14 protein-coding genes and 1 pseudogene are annotated in these 13,729 nt (G+C 59.4%); 6 read left to right on the top strand and 9 right to left on the bottom strand.

From position 1 onward, the window contains the following. Positions 1 to 113: 113 nt before the first annotated feature. Positions 114 to 593, bottom strand: a complete 480-nt coding sequence (locus tag AF70_RS27810) for a hypothetical protein (RefSeq protein WP_028940316.1) — start codon at positions 591 to 593, stop codon at positions 114 to 116. A 133-nt stretch (positions 594 to 726) separates the two neighbouring features. After that, positions 727 to 1,599 carry an AraC family transcriptional regulator gene (locus AF70_RS27805; protein ID WP_028940317.1) on the bottom strand — a complete coding sequence of 291 codons (873 nt, stop codon included), beginning with the start codon at positions 1,597 to 1,599 and terminating at the stop codon, positions 727 to 729. A 138-nt stretch (positions 1,600 to 1,737) separates the two neighbouring features. Between AF70_RS27805 and AF70_RS27800 the strand changes: the two genes are divergently transcribed. Then, on the top strand, positions 1,738 to 2,640 hold the full coding sequence (locus AF70_RS27800; RefSeq protein ID WP_019581128.1) for a DMT family transporter: 903 nt from the start codon (positions 1,738 to 1,740) through the stop codon (positions 2,638 to 2,640). 28 nt (positions 2,641 to 2,668) lie between these two features. On the opposite strand, the gene AF70_RS27795 is transcribed toward AF70_RS27800, so the two are convergent. From AF70_RS27795 to AF70_RS27780, 4 genes are all read right to left on the bottom strand, one after another. Beyond that, positions 2,669 to 3,178 (bottom strand): DUF2165 family protein, encoded by a 510-nt coding sequence (locus AF70_RS27795; RefSeq protein ID WP_028940318.1) that lies wholly within the window; start codon positions 3,176 to 3,178, stop codon positions 2,669 to 2,671. 139 nt (positions 3,179 to 3,317) lie between these two features. After that, a complete protein-coding gene (locus tag AF70_RS27790; RefSeq protein ID WP_018927144.1) occupies positions 3,318 to 4,292 on the bottom strand; it encodes a D-glycerate dehydrogenase in 975 nt (324 codons plus the stop codon). 230 nt (positions 4,293 to 4,522) lie between these two features. Then, on the bottom strand, positions 4,523 to 4,897 hold the full coding sequence (locus AF70_RS27785) for a DUF6124 family protein (protein WP_019581125.1): 375 nt from the start codon (positions 4,895 to 4,897) through the stop codon (positions 4,523 to 4,525). A 336-nt stretch (positions 4,898 to 5,233) separates the two neighbouring features. Beyond that, complete coding sequence (locus tag AF70_RS27780; protein ID WP_019581124.1) at positions 5,234 to 6,202, bottom strand: LysR family transcriptional regulator; 969 nt, start codon at positions 6,200 to 6,202, stop codon at positions 5,234 to 5,236. Positions 6,203 to 6,474: 272 nt separating this feature from the next. On the opposite strand from AF70_RS27780, the gene AF70_RS27775 reads away from it, so the two are divergent. Genes AF70_RS27775 through AF70_RS27760 form a run of 4 tightly spaced genes read left to right on the top strand, consistent with a single transcriptional unit; the run spans position 6,475 to position 11,305 of the window. Continuing rightward, the gene (locus tag AF70_RS27775; protein WP_028940319.1) at positions 6,475 to 7,974 is read left to right on the top strand and encodes an efflux transporter outer membrane subunit; all 1,500 of its coding nucleotides are present in this window, start codon (positions 6,475 to 6,477) and stop codon (positions 7,972 to 7,974) included. A 59-nt stretch (positions 7,975 to 8,033) separates the two neighbouring features. Next, entirely contained in the window at positions 8,034 to 10,226 is a 2,193-nt protein-coding gene (locus AF70_RS27770; protein ID WP_028940320.1) for an FUSC family protein, read from the top strand. After that, positions 10,216 to 10,416, top strand: coding sequence for a DUF1656 domain-containing protein (locus AF70_RS27765; protein WP_007896379.1), 201 nt, complete (start codon positions 10,216 to 10,218; stop codon positions 10,414 to 10,416). Before AF70_RS27770 ends, AF70_RS27765 begins: the two co-directional genes overlap by 11 nt. Before the next feature lie 25 nt (positions 10,417 to 10,441). After that, positions 10,442 to 11,305, top strand: coding sequence for an HlyD family secretion protein (locus AF70_RS27760; protein ID WP_028940321.1), 864 nt, complete (start codon positions 10,442 to 10,444; stop codon positions 11,303 to 11,305). Between the two features lie 149 nt (positions 11,306 to 11,454). Here AF70_RS27760 and AF70_RS27755 read toward each other — a convergent pair whose 3' ends face one another. From AF70_RS27755 to AF70_RS27745, 3 genes are read right to left on the bottom strand one after another with little or no spacing between them, the layout of a single operon-like run. Then, positions 11,455 to 11,853, bottom strand: a complete 399-nt coding sequence (locus tag AF70_RS27755; RefSeq protein WP_028940322.1) for a DUF4440 domain-containing protein — start codon at positions 11,851 to 11,853, stop codon at positions 11,455 to 11,457. A gap of 47 nt (positions 11,854 to 11,900) precedes the next feature. Then, positions 11,901 to 12,725 (bottom strand): SDR family oxidoreductase, encoded by an 825-nt coding sequence (locus AF70_RS27750; protein ID WP_028940323.1) that lies wholly within the window; start codon positions 12,723 to 12,725, stop codon positions 11,901 to 11,903. Between the two features lie 32 nt (positions 12,726 to 12,757). Further along, positions 12,758 to 13,222 carry a hypothetical protein gene (locus AF70_RS27745; RefSeq protein ID WP_019581118.1) on the bottom strand — a complete coding sequence of 155 codons (465 nt, stop codon included), beginning with the start codon at positions 13,220 to 13,222 and terminating at the stop codon, positions 12,758 to 12,760. Positions 13,223 to 13,391: 169 nt separating this feature from the next. On the opposite strand from AF70_RS27745, the pseudogene AF70_RS29680 reads away from it, so the two are divergent. Beyond that, a pseudogene (locus tag AF70_RS29680) lies at positions 13,392 to 13,729 on the top strand (RHS repeat protein); the annotation flags it as partial.

Genomic DNA, 13,729 nt, shown 5'->3' with positions numbered 1-13,729 from the left:
TGTCCACCGGTCCCCTGTGGCAAAGGAGCTTGCTGTGGTGAGGGGGCACGTCCCATCGCCAGAATTTAAATGCTTGAGGAACCCTGTCGCTTTGGTGACAGGCGCGCCGATCACTACTTATGGACGGGGTGCTGACGGGTTTGTTGCATGCCCGAAACAGCGACTTTGCCCTCTGTTTTGGTCGTGGTGCCGGGAAAACCTTCCCGTGTTACGGTACATTTAAAGTCAAACTCGAGCTCTCCCTTAACAAAGTCAACCTTGATGACTGTTATTCCTCCACTTCCAGGGTCGGCGATAAAAACGTGATCATAATCAGGATCGTGTGGGACTGTTTGCACATATATGAAATTGTTGATTTCGGGAGCCCCAATATTATATTTCCTGAGTGTGAGATTGTCCTTGAAAATAAACTCCCAGTGTCTGCCGTTCATTATTCCTATGATCTGGATTGCACTGTCTGAAATGCGCCTGAAAATAACTTGGGTGCTTTCAAAGTCGGGGCGGCTTTCAATTGTTGATTTCACAGTGCCGGATGCGAAGGGGCCTTTTTTCAGAATTTTGGAGTCCAGTTCAGTAAGCATGCCTGCGGACATTTTTATCTCTCCATAGATTGAGTTAAAAATGATCCGCTTTCAGTATTTATATGGCTACTGTCAAATCTGACAGATGTTTAGTGATTTTAATAATGTCTCGCAATAAGAGAGCGCGTATATTGCGCAATGGGTTCTAACGAAATGCCTGACGATACTCCCCAGGCGTCCCACCCAACGCCTGTCGAAACCGGTTGGTGAAATGGCTCGCACTGGCAAAACCGCACGCCAGCGCAATTTCCCCCAATGGCTGCGATGTTGCGCGCAATAACTCCCGAGCCCGGCTCAATCGCCGCGCCAACACATACTGATGCGGCGGCAAGCCGAAGCTCACACGAAACATCCGCGCAAAGTGATATTCCGACAGCGCGCACAAGCTCGCCAATTGCCCAAGGCTGATCGCCTCCGCCAACTGACTGTCGATGAACTCCACCAGCTGCCGCCGCTGATGCGCCGCCAATCCACCCTTGAGGCGCAAGCCCTGACGCACACCAACCTGGCTGAGCAAGGCGTGGCTGAGCATCTCGTGGGCCAGGCTGCTGGTGAGCAGGCGTTCGCCGGGTTCGTCCCAGTTGAGGGTGATCAACTGCCGAAAGTGCCGTACTTGCTGCGGGTCTTCGAGGAACGTGCGCTCGCGCAACTGCAATTCCCGCGGCTCGCGATCCAGCAGCGTGACGCAACCAAGGGCAAATTGTTCGGGGCTGAAATACAGGTGGGCCAGGCGAATGTCGCCGTTGATCACCCAGCCAGACTGATGGTCGGCCGGCAGAATGCACAGCTTGTCCGGGCCGCCCTTGGTGCCGGGCTGGTCGCGGCGAAAGGTGCCGGTACCGCCGGCGATGTAGCACGACAAAGTGTGATGGCTCGGCGCTTCGTAGTCCTGGGCGTCATGGTGGTTGCTCCACAAAGCCGCAGCCATGCCGTCACCGAGCTCGGCGCTGTGCTCCAGGCGAGCATTGGGCGAGCGGTTGAGGGCTTGAAAGACTTGCAACGTTTCCAGTGCGGCCATGATCGGTTCTCTCCAACGCCTTGCATCCTACTCCGTAGACGCTGGCCTGCCAGCCTGCCGACCGACAAAAGCGCAAGTTTATGCAAGTGCAAAAGGGTGTCGCGCCGGACACTGAAGGCCTATTCAGGAGTCTTCACCATGAACCTCTCGTTATACCTGCTGACCGTATTGATCTGGGGCACCACCTGGATTGCCTTGAAATGGCAACTGGGCGTGGTGGCGATTCCAGTGTCGATCGTCTATCGCTTCGGTCTCGCCGCGCTGGTGCTGTTCGTGATGTTGCTGCTCAGCCGGCGCCTGCAAGTGATGAACCGTCGCGGGCATCTGATTTGCCTGGCGCAGGGGCTGTGCCTGTTCTGTATCAATTTCATGTGCTTCCTCACCGCCAGCCAATGGATCCCCAGCGGCCTGGTCGCCGTGGTGTTTTCCACCGCAACATTGTGGAACGCCTTCAATGCGCGGGTGTTCTTCGGCCAGAAAATCGCCCGCAACGTGCTGATGGGCGGCGCGCTGGGCTTGCTCGGTCTTGGTCTGTTGTTCTGGCCGGAGCTTGCCGGTCATACCGCCAGCCCGGAAACCTTGCTCGGGTTGGCTCTGGCGTTGCTCGGAACCTTGTGCTTCTCGGCGGGCAACATGCTGTCGAGTCTGCAGCAGAGGGCCGGCCTGAAACCCCTGACCACCAATGCCTGGGGCATGGCTTATGGCGCGGCGATGTTGTCAGTGTGGTGCCTGGTCAAAGGCATCCCGTTCGACATGGAATGGAACGCCCGTTACATCGGCTCGTTGCTGTACCTGGTGATACCGGGCTCGGTGATTGGCTTCACCGCCTACTTGACGCTGGTCGGGCGCATGGGGCCGGAGCGGGCGGCGTATTGCACCGTGTTGTTCCCCGTGGTCGCGCTGAATGTGTCGGCGTTTGCCGAGGGCTATCAATGGACGGCGCCGGCATTGGTGGGGTTGGTGCTGGTGATGTTGGGCAATGTGCTGGTGTTTCGTAAGCCCAAGGCACCGATGGTGCAGGCGAGCGGTAAGTTGGCTTGAGCTGATTAATGGTCGAGCGCGGTCTGTCTCAGCGCTCGATCTTCAGCGTCACATACATTAATAATGGCAACATAAAGTCAACAATATGCCGAGCCCAGTCTTTGGCGTTCCATGTTTGTGATTTGTCCATGTTGAACCACTCGACACCCACGACTTGCAGGCAGACGTAATAAATAAACAAACCGATCAATAAGCCGATGATGGAGAATTTTTTAGCCTCGTGAAACTTTTTGGCTGAAGCGTGAATATTCCGAAAAAGCTGATATGTACCCATTAGGCAATAAACGGTATACGTCACTTCGAGGGTAATGATGAGCCAGTAGATACGGTGGTGAAGCAGGGGAGAGGTGATTGCCCGATAGCTGGTTTTTTCGTTGTTTTGAGTCGTGTCCATGCTTAGGACGTGAGCGACATATTCATAGTTTGTTGCGTAGTCAGTGAAGTTGCTATACATCACCAGCAGGCCAAAAAAACTGATATACGCCATCAATATTACTTTGCTGTATCTGATGATCTGGTCGGTTGTCAGGTGGTTCAATATGAGGGTTCTCCATAAGTAGGCTCCGTAAGCAGCTAAGTAGTGGAGAGTCTATAGCGTGTATCTGTTTTTCGGCGGCAGACTGAATTGCAAGTTGTGTATTGAAAGGGCAGGCGTTTAAAACACCTGCCCGTTTTGATCAGCCTTTCCACACTTGTGGGTTCACCAGATCCTGCGGTCGTTCACCCAACAAGGCACTGCGCAAGTTGGCTAACGCACGGTTGGCCATAGCTTCGCGGGTTTCGTGTGTGGCCGAGCCGATATGCGGCAGGGTCACGGCGTTTTTCAGTTGGAACAGCGGTGATTCAGCCAGTGGTTCTTTCTCGTAAACGTCCAGCCCGGCGCCACGAATCCGGTTGTTTTGCAGCGCTTCGACCAGCGCCGGTTCGTCCACCACCGGGCCGCGGGCGATGTTCACCAGAATGGCGCTCGGTTTCATCAACGCCAGTTCACGGTGGCTGATCAGGTGCCTGGTTTTTTCGCTGAGCGGCACCACTAGGCAGACGAAATCGGCTTCGGCCAGCAGTTGATCCAGGCTACGGAACTGTGCGCCGAGTTCTTGTTCCAGTGCGGTTTTGCGGCTGTTGCCGCTGTAGATGACCGGCATGTTGAAGCCCAGTCGACCACGACGGGCGATGGCCGCGCCAATGTTGCCCATGCCGACGATGCCTAAGGTTTTGCCATGCACATCGCTGCCGAACAACGGTGCGCCGACGGTGGCTTGCCATTGGCCAGCCTTGGTCCAGGCGTCCAGCTCGGCGACGCGGCGGGCGCTGCTCATGAGCAGGGCGAAGGCCAGGTCAGCGGTGCTTTCGGTGAGTACGTCGGGGGTGTTGGTGAGCATGATCCCGCGTTCGTTGAAGTAGGCGAGGTCGTAGTTGTCGTAGCCGACGGAGACGCTGGAGACCACTTCCAGTTTGCTGGCGTTTTCCAGTTGTGCGCGACCGAGTTTGCGGCCAACGCCGATCAGGCCGTGAGCGTGGGGTAGGGCTTCGTTGAACTGGGCGGCAATGTCGCCGTTTTTCGGGTTCGGCACAATCACATCGAAATCCTGTTGCAGGCGTTCGATCATGGGCGGGGTGATGCGGCTGAAGGCGAGGACGGTTTTTTTCATTGGAGAGGGGCTCGTCGGGCGTGGAGATTGCCAAGCAAGCTAACATTCTTCGCGGACATTATGCGAGGGTGTACGCCATCCAAAACTGTAGGCGCGACCTGTGGCGAGGGGGCTTGCCCCCGTTGGGCTGCGAAGCAGCCCCAAAATCTCTGGTGGTCCAAAGATATTGTGAGTGCTACGCACTCAAACGGGGGAAAGCCCCCTCGCCACGGCCTCGCTCCTACAACGGGTCAGCTGTGTGGCGCAGGCTTCGGTACGTCGACGTTATCCAGGACTCGGTTCACTGCCAGCTCGGCCAACATGATGACCTGCTGAATCGCCAGGATCGTATACCGCTGCGGGGCATCGACGTAGGCTGCAATGTCGCTGGTCATGACGCTGGCCGAGGCCAGGGATTCGCAGACATGGGCCAGCAGGCTCTCGTTGTCCATGTCCGGCGCAACCTGAAACATCCTGCTTGGCTTGCGGCCTTCTGGTTTTTTCGGAGTGGGCTTGAGGTAGTGGTCGAGCGCGCGTTCGGCGGCTTCGTTGAGTTTTTTGGAATCGAGAGATTCGTAGGGCGAAACGTCGTCGGTTTCCGGAGGGTTCGGTGTTTCTTTAATCATGCGCAAGTTACTCATTGGCAGATGAAGTGGAACTGCCATCTTTCGTTTTCCAGACGAAAGGGTGGCAGCTGTGCGCGGACTGGAAAAACCGGAACACCCACCAAAACCCGGCAGACCCGAAGGTCTCCCGCGCACAGCCGCCATAACAAGGATTGCGTGCAAAAAAAGCGCCGCAGTATGCCATGAGCTGTAGTAAGTGTTTGCCAGGTTTTCCAGACCTGATCGCTGATTTGGCAGCGACCCACAAAGCCTACCCACTTCGCTTCCGACGCAACAACCGTCAAAACTTGTCGGAAACCTCCCCAAAAAAAGCACCGCGTCTGTGGGACCGTGAAGTCAGTTTGCCACCCGAGCCCCACCCAAGCTCCCACTCAACTCATACGCCGCCAATTCCGCCTGATGCGCCGCCAGAATCTCCGGCAACGACCCGCGCAAATACTCGACCCACGTCTTGATTTTCGCGTCCAGATACTGCCGCGACGGGTAAATCGCATACAGGTTCAATTCCTGCGAACGATACTTCGGCATCACCCGCACCAGCGTACCGTTGCGCAGCCCTTCAATCGCCGCATACACCGGCAACACACCAACCCCCATGCCACTGGTGATCGCTGTCTTCATCGCGTCAGCGGAGTTCACCAAGAACGGTGAGCTGTTGATGGTGACCATTTCCTGGCCTTCGGGGCCATCGAAAGCCCACTTTTCCAGGGGGATCACCGGGCTCACCAGGCGCAAGCACATGTGATTGAGCAAATCGCTGGGCTTCTGCGCGCAGCCGTTGGCTTTTACATAGGCGGGCGATGCGCAAACGATGCTGTAGGTGATGCCCAAACGCTGGGAGACGAAGCCCGAGTCGGGCAGTTCGCTGGCGAGCACGATGGACACGTCGTAGCCCTCGTCGAGCAAGTCCGGCACACGGTTGGCCATGGTCAGGTCGAAGGTCACGTCGGGGTGGGTCTTGCGGTAGCGAGCGATGGCGTCGATCACGAAGTGCTGACCGATGCCGGTCATGGTGTGCACCTTGAGTTGCCCGGCCGGGCGCGCGTGGGCGTCGCTGGCCTCGGCTTCGGCTTCTTCGACATAGGCCAGGATCTGCTCGCAGCGCAACAGATAGCGCTTGCCCGCTTCGGTCAGGGCAATGCGCCGGGTGGTGCGGTTGAGCAGGCGGGTTTGCAGGTGGGCTTCCAGGTTGGAGACCGCGCGCGAGACATTGGCCGTGGTGGTGTCCAGTTGTACGGCGGCGGCGGTGAAGCTGCCGGCCTCGGCCACGTAACTGAAGGCGCGCATGTTTTGCAAAGTGTCCATGGGGTGCTCTCTTGGCGGATGGCAAATTGTGACACGAAGTTTCAGAGACTGAGACCCCGACCAAGGGATTATCTCGTTAACGGTAACAAAGATTCACAAGATTCCCGGCTTATCGCCAACAAGGCCCACCCCTAGAATTGCGCCGACTGTAGGAGCCGGCTTGCTGGCGATGGCATCACTGCGGTCTTCAGATAGACCGCGGCGTTCCCATCGCCAGCAAGCCGGCTCCTACAGGATCTCGTGACTCTCCCCCCTTTCAGGAATTTGCAGCAGTGCCGCGTCGCATCAACAGAGCGCTCAAGACGCTCAGTGTTTTGGCTTTAACCCTGGCAATCAGCGGCTGCATCGGAACCGGCGGTATTGCCCCACAAGGCAAGGCACTGGAGGCCAATTCATTGGCCACCGACGAAGCCATCCAGAGCGCCGCTCGTGACGCTCATTGGCCCACCGCCCAATGGTGGCAAGCCTACGGCGACCCGCAACTGAACCGCTGGATCTCCCTCGCCCTGCAAGACAGTCCGAACATGGCCATGGCCGCCGCGCGAGTGCGTCAGGCCCGGTCCATGGCGGGTATTGCCGAGTCCGCCGAGTCGCTGCAGATCAATGGCCAGTCGACCCTCAAACGCCACAACTGGCCCACCGATCAGTTCTACGGCCCCGGTGAGTTGGCCAACACCACCACTTGGGACAACAACGCCGCGCTGGGCTTCAGCTATGCCCTCGACCTCTGGGGGCGCGAAAGCAACGCCACCGAGCAAGCGGTGGACATGGCGCACATGAGCGCTGCCGAAGCACGGCAGGCCCAGCTCGAATTGCAGAACAACATCGTGCGTGCCTACATCGAGCTCTCGTTGCATTACGCGCAACGGGACATCGTCGCGGCGACCTTGAAGCAGCAACAGCAAATCCTCGACCTGGCGCAAAAACGCCTGGACGGTGGCATCGGCACGCACTTCGAAGTCAGCCAGGCCGAAACGCCGCTACCGGAAACCCATCGCCAACTCGATGCGCTGGATGAAGAAATCGCCCTCAGCCGTAACCAGCTCGCGGCCTTGGCCGGTAAGGGACCGGGGGCGGGCGCGCAGTTGCAACGGCCGACGCTGTCGTTGGGGGCGGCGCTGAAGTTACCGTCATCGTTGCCGGCGCAATTGCTCGGGCAACGCCCGGACGTGGTTGCCAGTCGCTGGCAAGTGGCGGCCCAGGCGCGGGGCATCGATGTCGCTCACGCAGGCTTCTACCCCAACGTCGATCTGGTCGGCAGCCTCGGCTACATGGCCACTGGCGGCGGTGCGCTGGAGTTCCTGACCGGCAAGAAGCTCAACTACAGCGTGGGGCCTGCGATTACATTGCCGATTTTCGATGGCGGCCGTTTGCGTTCCGAGTTGGGTGAAGCCTCGGCCGGTTATGACATCGCCGTGGCCAAATACAACCAGACGCTGGTCAATGCGCTGAAGAACATCTCCGACCAGTTGATCCGCCGCGAGTCGATGGACAAGCAGCAAACGTTCGCCGCCGAATCGGTGGCCACGGCGCAGAAGACCTACGACATCGCGATGATCGCCTATCAACGTGGGCTCACCGATTACCTCAACGTACTCAATGCGCAGACCTTGTTGTTCAAGCAACAGCAAGTGCAGCAGCAGGTTCAGGCTGCGCGGTTGAGTGCTCATGCGGAGTTGGTGACGGCGCTCGGCGGCGGACTCGATGCGGGCGACGACGTCCCGAGAGCCGAGAAAACCCAGCCCCCGAAAACCCCGAGCCTTTTGAAGTGAGCACGACGTTTCAGGCACACCCACAGTTCCTCAAGCCCTAGACCATTGAGCAAAATTTCATGACTCCCTTGCCCGCACCTTTGCGCTGGCTGTATTCCCTTGAATGGCGCCGGGGTTTCTTCGACTGGGCGCGCAGCGACGGCGTGACTTGGGTCTACATTTTCAAGGTGCTGTTCGCCGCATTCCTCACGCTGTGGCTGGCCATGCGTCTTGAATTGCCGCAACCGCGCACCGCGATGATCACCGTGTTCATCGTCATGCAACCGCAAAGCGGCCAGGTGTTCGCCAAGAGTTTCTATCGCTTCCTCGGCACGTTGGCCGGGTCGGCGGTGATGGTCGCGCTGATTGCCTTGTTCGCGCAGAACACCGAACTGTTCCTCGGCTCGCTGGCGATCTGGGTCGGCCTGTGCACGGCTGGCGCGGCGCGTTGTCGCAACTTTCGCGCCTATGGATTTGTGCTCGCCGGTTATACGGCGGCGATGGTTGGGCTGCCCGCTCTGGCTCACCCGGACGGCGCATTCATGGCTGCGGTCTGGCGAGTGCTGGAAATCTCCCTGGGGATTCTCTGCTCGACGCTGGTCAGCGCCGCGATCCTGCCGCAAACCGCCAGTGCGGCGATGCGCAATGCGTTGTATCAACGCTTCGGTGTGTTTGCGTTGTTCGTCACTGATGGCTTGCGCGGTCGCAGTCGGCGCGAAGCGTTTGAAGCAAGCAACGTTCGGTTCATCGCCGAAGCGGTGGGCCTGGAAGGACTGCGCAGTGTCACGGTGTTCGAAGACCCGCATATGCGTCGACGCAACGGGCGACTCAGTCGTTTGAACAGCGAGTTCATGGGCGTCACCACACGCTTCAATGCCCTGCATCAGTTGCTCGAGCGCCTGCGCGGCAGCGGCGCCGATCATGTTGTCGCGGCGATCAAACCAGGGTTGCAGGACCTGGCCGAAGTGCTCGACGGTTTCAGCGGCCGTGCGCTGACCAGCCCTGATGCCGCTCGCCTGGCCAGCGCCTTGGCGACTTACAAGGACAACTTGCCGGCGCGGGTGCGCAAGTTGCGGGCGAGCTTTCAGGAGAGCGATCCGAGCGACGCCGAGCAGCTGGATTTTCACACTGCCTACGAACTGCTTTATCGCTTCGTCGACGACCTGCACAGTTATGCACAGACCCACGCGTCGCTCGCCGATCACAGCCACGAACGGGAGCGTTGGGACGAGCCCTTCACCCCGCAAACCAATTGGCTGGCCTCGGCCGCGTCGGGGATTCGCGCAGCGTTCATCCTTGTGGTGCTCGGCAGCTATTGGGTGGCCACCGCGTGGCCGAGCGGGGCGACCATGACCCTGATCGCTGCCGCCACCGTCGGCCTGTCAGCCGCGACGCCAAACCCCAAGCGCATGGCCTTTCAGATGGCCTGCGGGACGTTGCTCGGGGCACTGATCGGCTTCGTCGAGATGTTTTTCATCTTCCCCTGGATCGACGGTTTTCCATTGCTTTGCGTGATGCTCGCGCCGGTGATCGTGCTCGGCTCGTTCCTCACTTCTCGGCCGCAATACGCCGGTGTCGGCCTGGGGTTGCTGATCTTCTTCAGCACCGGTTCGGTGCCGGACAACCTTACGGTCTACAACCCTTACGCCTTCATCAACGACTACATCGCCATGGTGATTGGCATGCTGGTGTGCGCGGCGGCCGGGGCAATCATTCTGCCGCCCAACAGCCGCTGGCTGTGGCGGCGGCTGGAGCAGGACTTGCGCGGGCAAGTGGTGTACGCCATCAGCGGCAAACTCAAAGGGCTGGCGTCGAGTTTCGAAAGCCGCACGCGGGACTTGCTGCATCAGGCCTACGGCCTTGCAGTGGGGCAGCCGCAGGTGCAACGGGACTTGTTGCGCTGGATGTTGGTGGTGCTGGAAGTCGGCCACGCGATTATCGAACTGCGTAAGGAACAAGCGATTCTGCCGGTGCACCCGGCGTATGCCGAATCCCAGCCGTGGCGCCAGTCCATCCGGGCGATGGGGCGTTCGCTGGTGCGGCTGTTTCTGCAACCGGGCCAGAGCAATCTGGAGCGGGCGCTGGTCGCCGTCGACCACGCGATCGGCCGCGTGCAGGCCACCGACGAACCCTTCGCGCCACACTTCGATACCTCTGCCTTGCGCCGGGTGAAGAGCTACCTGCACTTCATCCGCACCTCGTTACTCGACCCGCAATCGCCGCTGGCCTCATACACCATTGCCAAGCCCCAAGGACTTGAACATGCCTCGTGAAATCGCCTTCCACGGCGTGTACATGCCGACCATGACCCTGATGTTTTTCATTGCGGCGGCGCTGGCCTGGGCGCTGGACCGGTTCTTGTCCGGGTTCGATCTGTACCGTTTCTTCTGGCACCCGGCGCTGCTGCGCCTGAGCCTGTTTACCTGTCTGTTCGGCGCTTTGGCGCTGACTGTCTACCGTTGACTCTCTATCACTGAAGAAGGCCTTGATGAAAAAGCTTTTCAGCCTGCTCGCGACCCTGCTGGTGCTGGCCCTTGCCCTGTGGATCGGCCGGACCTTGTGGGTGCATTACATGAACACGCCCTGGACTCGTGACGGCCGGGTGCGCGCCGACATCATCAACGTCGCCGCCGACGTGACCGGTGAGGTGGTGGAGGTGCCGGTGCGCGATAACCAGTTGGTGAAAAAGGGCGACTTGCTGATGCGCATCGACCCCGAGCACTACCGTCTCGCGGTGAAACAGGCGCAGAGCCTGGTGGCCTCGCGCAAGGCCACGTGGGAGATGCGCAAGGTCAACGCCCATCGCCGCGCCGACCTCGACAACCTGGTGATCTCCAGGGAAAACCGCGACGACGCCACCAACATCGCCGACTCGGCCCTGGCCGATTACCAGAACGCCCAAGCACAACTGGAGGCCGCCGAACTGAACCTCCAGCGCACCGAAGTGCGGGCGGCGGTGGACGGCTACGTCACCAACCTCAATGTCCATCGCGGTGACTATGCGCGCATCGGCGAAGCGAAAATGGCGGTGGTCGACATGAATTCGTTCTGGGTTTATGGCTTCTTCGAAGAAACCAAACTGCCGCATGTTCGCGTGGGCGATAAAGCCGACATGCAATTGATGAGTGGCGAAGTGCTCAAGGGCCACGTGGAAAGTATTTCTCGCGGCATCTACGACCGCGATAACCCGGAGAGTCGCGAGCTGATCGCTGATGTGAACCCGACCTTTAACTGGGTGCGTCTGGCGCAGCGGGTGCCAGTAAGGATTCACATTGATGAAGTACCGGAGGGCGTGCTGTTGGCGGCGGGGATTACGTGTACGGTGGTGGTGACCCCCCCGGCTGGCGAATAACCTGTGGCGAGGGGGCTTGCCCCCGTTGGGCTGCGTAGCAGCCCCCAAAAATCTGCAAACCGGTACGGTCAGACACACCGCGGAATCAGCCTTGCGACGGCTGCGCCGCCGAACGGGGGCAAGCCCCCTCGCCACAAAAAGTGGCCGTGTCAGCCTTGGCAAAACGTCTCATGCAAATGCCGCCAAACCACCTTGCCATCGGCCTGTTTCTCAAACACCACCGAGGACCGCCGATCCGAATGCAGCCCCGTCGCATCGGTCTGTTGCTCGCGGTAACTGACCACTGCGCCACCGTCATACAGCGCAACACCTCGCAACTCGCTGAGCTCAATCCTGAACCCGAGCTTCTTCCCGCCCGCGAGCAGAAACAATTCATTCAACGCCTCGAAATCCAGTACCCGGCCCAACGGCGAGACCATGGAAAACTGCGGTGAAAAACGCGTCAGCAATTGCTCAAGCTCGGCCTCGTCCCGCTCCTCGGCCAACCATTGCTCGATGGCTACGTGGGCCTGGATCACTTCGTCAAAGTATTCGGTGTAGTCGGTCATGCTGTTTCCTGAAAGTCTGAAAGTTTTGTTCTGACGCCTTCGCGGTCTCAGAGCTGCCCGCGCAACCCGAACCGCTTCATCAACCCCGACTCCAGCAACCCTTTTGGCAATAACCCCGCCATCAACGGCAACGCCCGGCTGCCGTTACCCAAACGCACCAGACGCGGCGTTTTGCTCTGCTGTACTGCCTTCAGTAAACCAGCGGCAAATTCACTGGCCGGCGTTGGTTTATCTTGAGAGGCCTTGGCCCGTGCACGAATACCTTCACGCAGTGGAAACCACGGTGATTGTTCGGTGATCAGTTGCTCGGCTTCGTGGCCGGCATTCTTCGCGAAGCTGGAGGCGATGGCCCCAGGCTGAACTTCCATGACCCGCACGCCGAACGGCGCCAGTTCCATGCGCAACGCATCGCTCAAGGCATGCACGGCGGCTTTCGAGGCGCAGTAGGCACCGGCAAACGGCGTGACCAGAACCCCGGAAACGCTGCCGATGTTTATCACCAGCCCCCGGGCGCGACGCAGTACCGGGAACATCGCGCGAGTGACGCCGACAATCGCAAACACGTTGGTTTCGAACTGGCGCTGCATGGCCGGCACGCCGCCATCGAGCAGCGGCCCCATGGCACCATAACCGGCATTGTTGATCAGCACATCGAGGCCGCCGCGTTGCTGGTTGATCCGCTCGCTCAGCTGTTCGAGGGCCGGGCCATCGTTAACGTCCAGCTGCACGGCGGTGAAACCGGCGGTGGTGAGTGCTGCCACGTCTTCAGCCTTGCGGGCACTGGCCCAGACTTCGTAACCGGCATTTTTGAAGGTGTCGGCAAGTGCGCGGCCAATGCCGCTGGAGCAACCGGTAATCAACGCAACAGGCATGGCGCGGTCCTTGTGCAAAAGAAAAAGGGGGATCAGTCGGAGAAACTACCCTGCAACCGTTCAGCGCGAAATTCCAGGGTTTGCGGGCGGTAGCCGGGGCGCAAGGGCGGTAGCGGCAAGCAGTCTTCCCAACTGCCGCCGGCCTGCAATTCACCGGGGCCGCGATAACGTGGCGCAGCGTATTGATTGTCGGCCAGGTTCACCGTATCGCCCGGCGCATACGCCGCGATGCGCCAGCGCAACTCGGTCAGTGGCACGTCGTTGCCGTTTTTCATTGTCAACTTCAACGGCCGGTCTGCGGGACAGTGCTCGGGTGCGTAAGTGATGCGCAGCTCAAGGCGTGCCAGTTGCTTGATTTCGCGGTTGTCCATCCAGAACACCCACGTTGCCACCAGGCCCAATCCGACAGCGGCCGCCACGGAAACCGGCACGGCCTTGGCCGGGTAGCGCAGCAACAGGATCAGCCAGGTAATGACCAGCAAGACGCCGATGAACATGTTTTAACGCTCCTTGAACTCATGACCACCATCCTACCGAAGGGCCGCGGGAATGGACATTCGCGGTTCAAGGGGCATCTACCGCTGGTCGCTACTGTAATTTCTGACAGTAGCCAGGCAGTAAGCGCCACGATTAGATGGCCATTGGCAAAAAAAGGACATCCAGGGCATGCCGGCCTCGACGATGGGAATGCACTACAACACACCCAAAGTGTCTGTCTTCGATCCGCGAGGATTGCCCGTCTGTTCGGTTGATTATTGGCGTGAGGTTGAAGGCATCGCCGCTCAGGCGCGATTCAATCGCACGCTCCACGATGCCGCGGGTTTNCCGATAAAACAGTGGGACCCTCGGCTGTGGGCGTTGCACAAGGACGACCCTGCAGTCCCTGCCAATCTTACGACAGTGCATTCGCTGCTTGGCCATCCCGTTTGCACGAACAGTGTCGATGCCGGCTCGACAGTCAGTCTGTTAGGCCTGGCCGATCAGGTGCTGTTCAGCTGGGACAG

It is taken from the genome of Pseudomonas sp. KD5, assembly GCF_012932895.1.
Taxonomy (GTDB): domain Bacteria; phylum Pseudomonadota; class Gammaproteobacteria; order Pseudomonadales; family Pseudomonadaceae; genus Aquipseudomonas.
Note: the sequence above shows the minus strand (reverse complement) of the source record. Positions and strands in the feature narration are given on the sequence as shown.

Excerpts from the sequence above, each read along its gene's own strand:
- AF70_RS27790 (WP_018927144.1), bottom strand. The coding sequence starts at position 4,292 with ATGAAAAAAACCGTCCTCGCCTTCAGCCGCATCACCCCGCCCATGATC.
- AF70_RS27750 (WP_028940323.1), bottom strand. The coding sequence starts at position 12,725 with ATGCCTGTTGCGTTGATTACCGGTTGCTCCAGCGGCATTGGCCGCGCA.
- AF70_RS27780 (WP_019581124.1), bottom strand. The coding sequence starts at position 6,202 with ATGGACACTTTGCAAAACATGCGCGCCTTCAGTTACGTGGCCGAGGCC.
- AF70_RS27800 (WP_019581128.1), top strand. The coding sequence starts at position 1,738 with ATGAACCTCTCGTTATACCTGCTGACCGTATTGATCTGGGGCACCACC.
- AF70_RS27810 (WP_028940316.1), bottom strand. The coding sequence starts at position 593 with ATGTCCGCAGGCATGCTTACTGAACTGGACTCCAAAATTCTGAAAAAA.
- AF70_RS27760 (WP_028940321.1), top strand. The coding sequence starts at position 10,442 with ATGAAAAAGCTTTTCAGCCTGCTCGCGACCCTGCTGGTGCTGGCCCTT.
- AF70_RS27765 (WP_007896379.1), top strand. The coding sequence starts at position 10,216 with ATGCCTCGTGAAATCGCCTTCCACGGCGTGTACATGCCGACCATGACC.
- AF70_RS27785 (WP_019581125.1), bottom strand. The coding sequence starts at position 4,897 with ATGATTAAAGAAACACCGAACCCTCCGGAAACCGACGACGTTTCGCCC.
- AF70_RS27770 (WP_028940320.1), top strand. The coding sequence starts at position 8,034 with ATGACTCCCTTGCCCGCACCTTTGCGCTGGCTGTATTCCCTTGAATGG.
- AF70_RS27805 (WP_028940317.1), bottom strand. The coding sequence starts at position 1,599 with ATGGCCGCACTGGAAACGTTGCAAGTCTTTCAAGCCCTCAACCGCTCG.
- AF70_RS27745 (WP_019581118.1), bottom strand. The coding sequence starts at position 13,222 with ATGTTCATCGGCGTCTTGCTGGTCATTACCTGGCTGATCCTGTTGCTG.
- AF70_RS27755 (WP_028940322.1), bottom strand. The coding sequence starts at position 11,853 with ATGACCGACTACACCGAATACTTTGACGAAGTGATCCAGGCCCACGTA.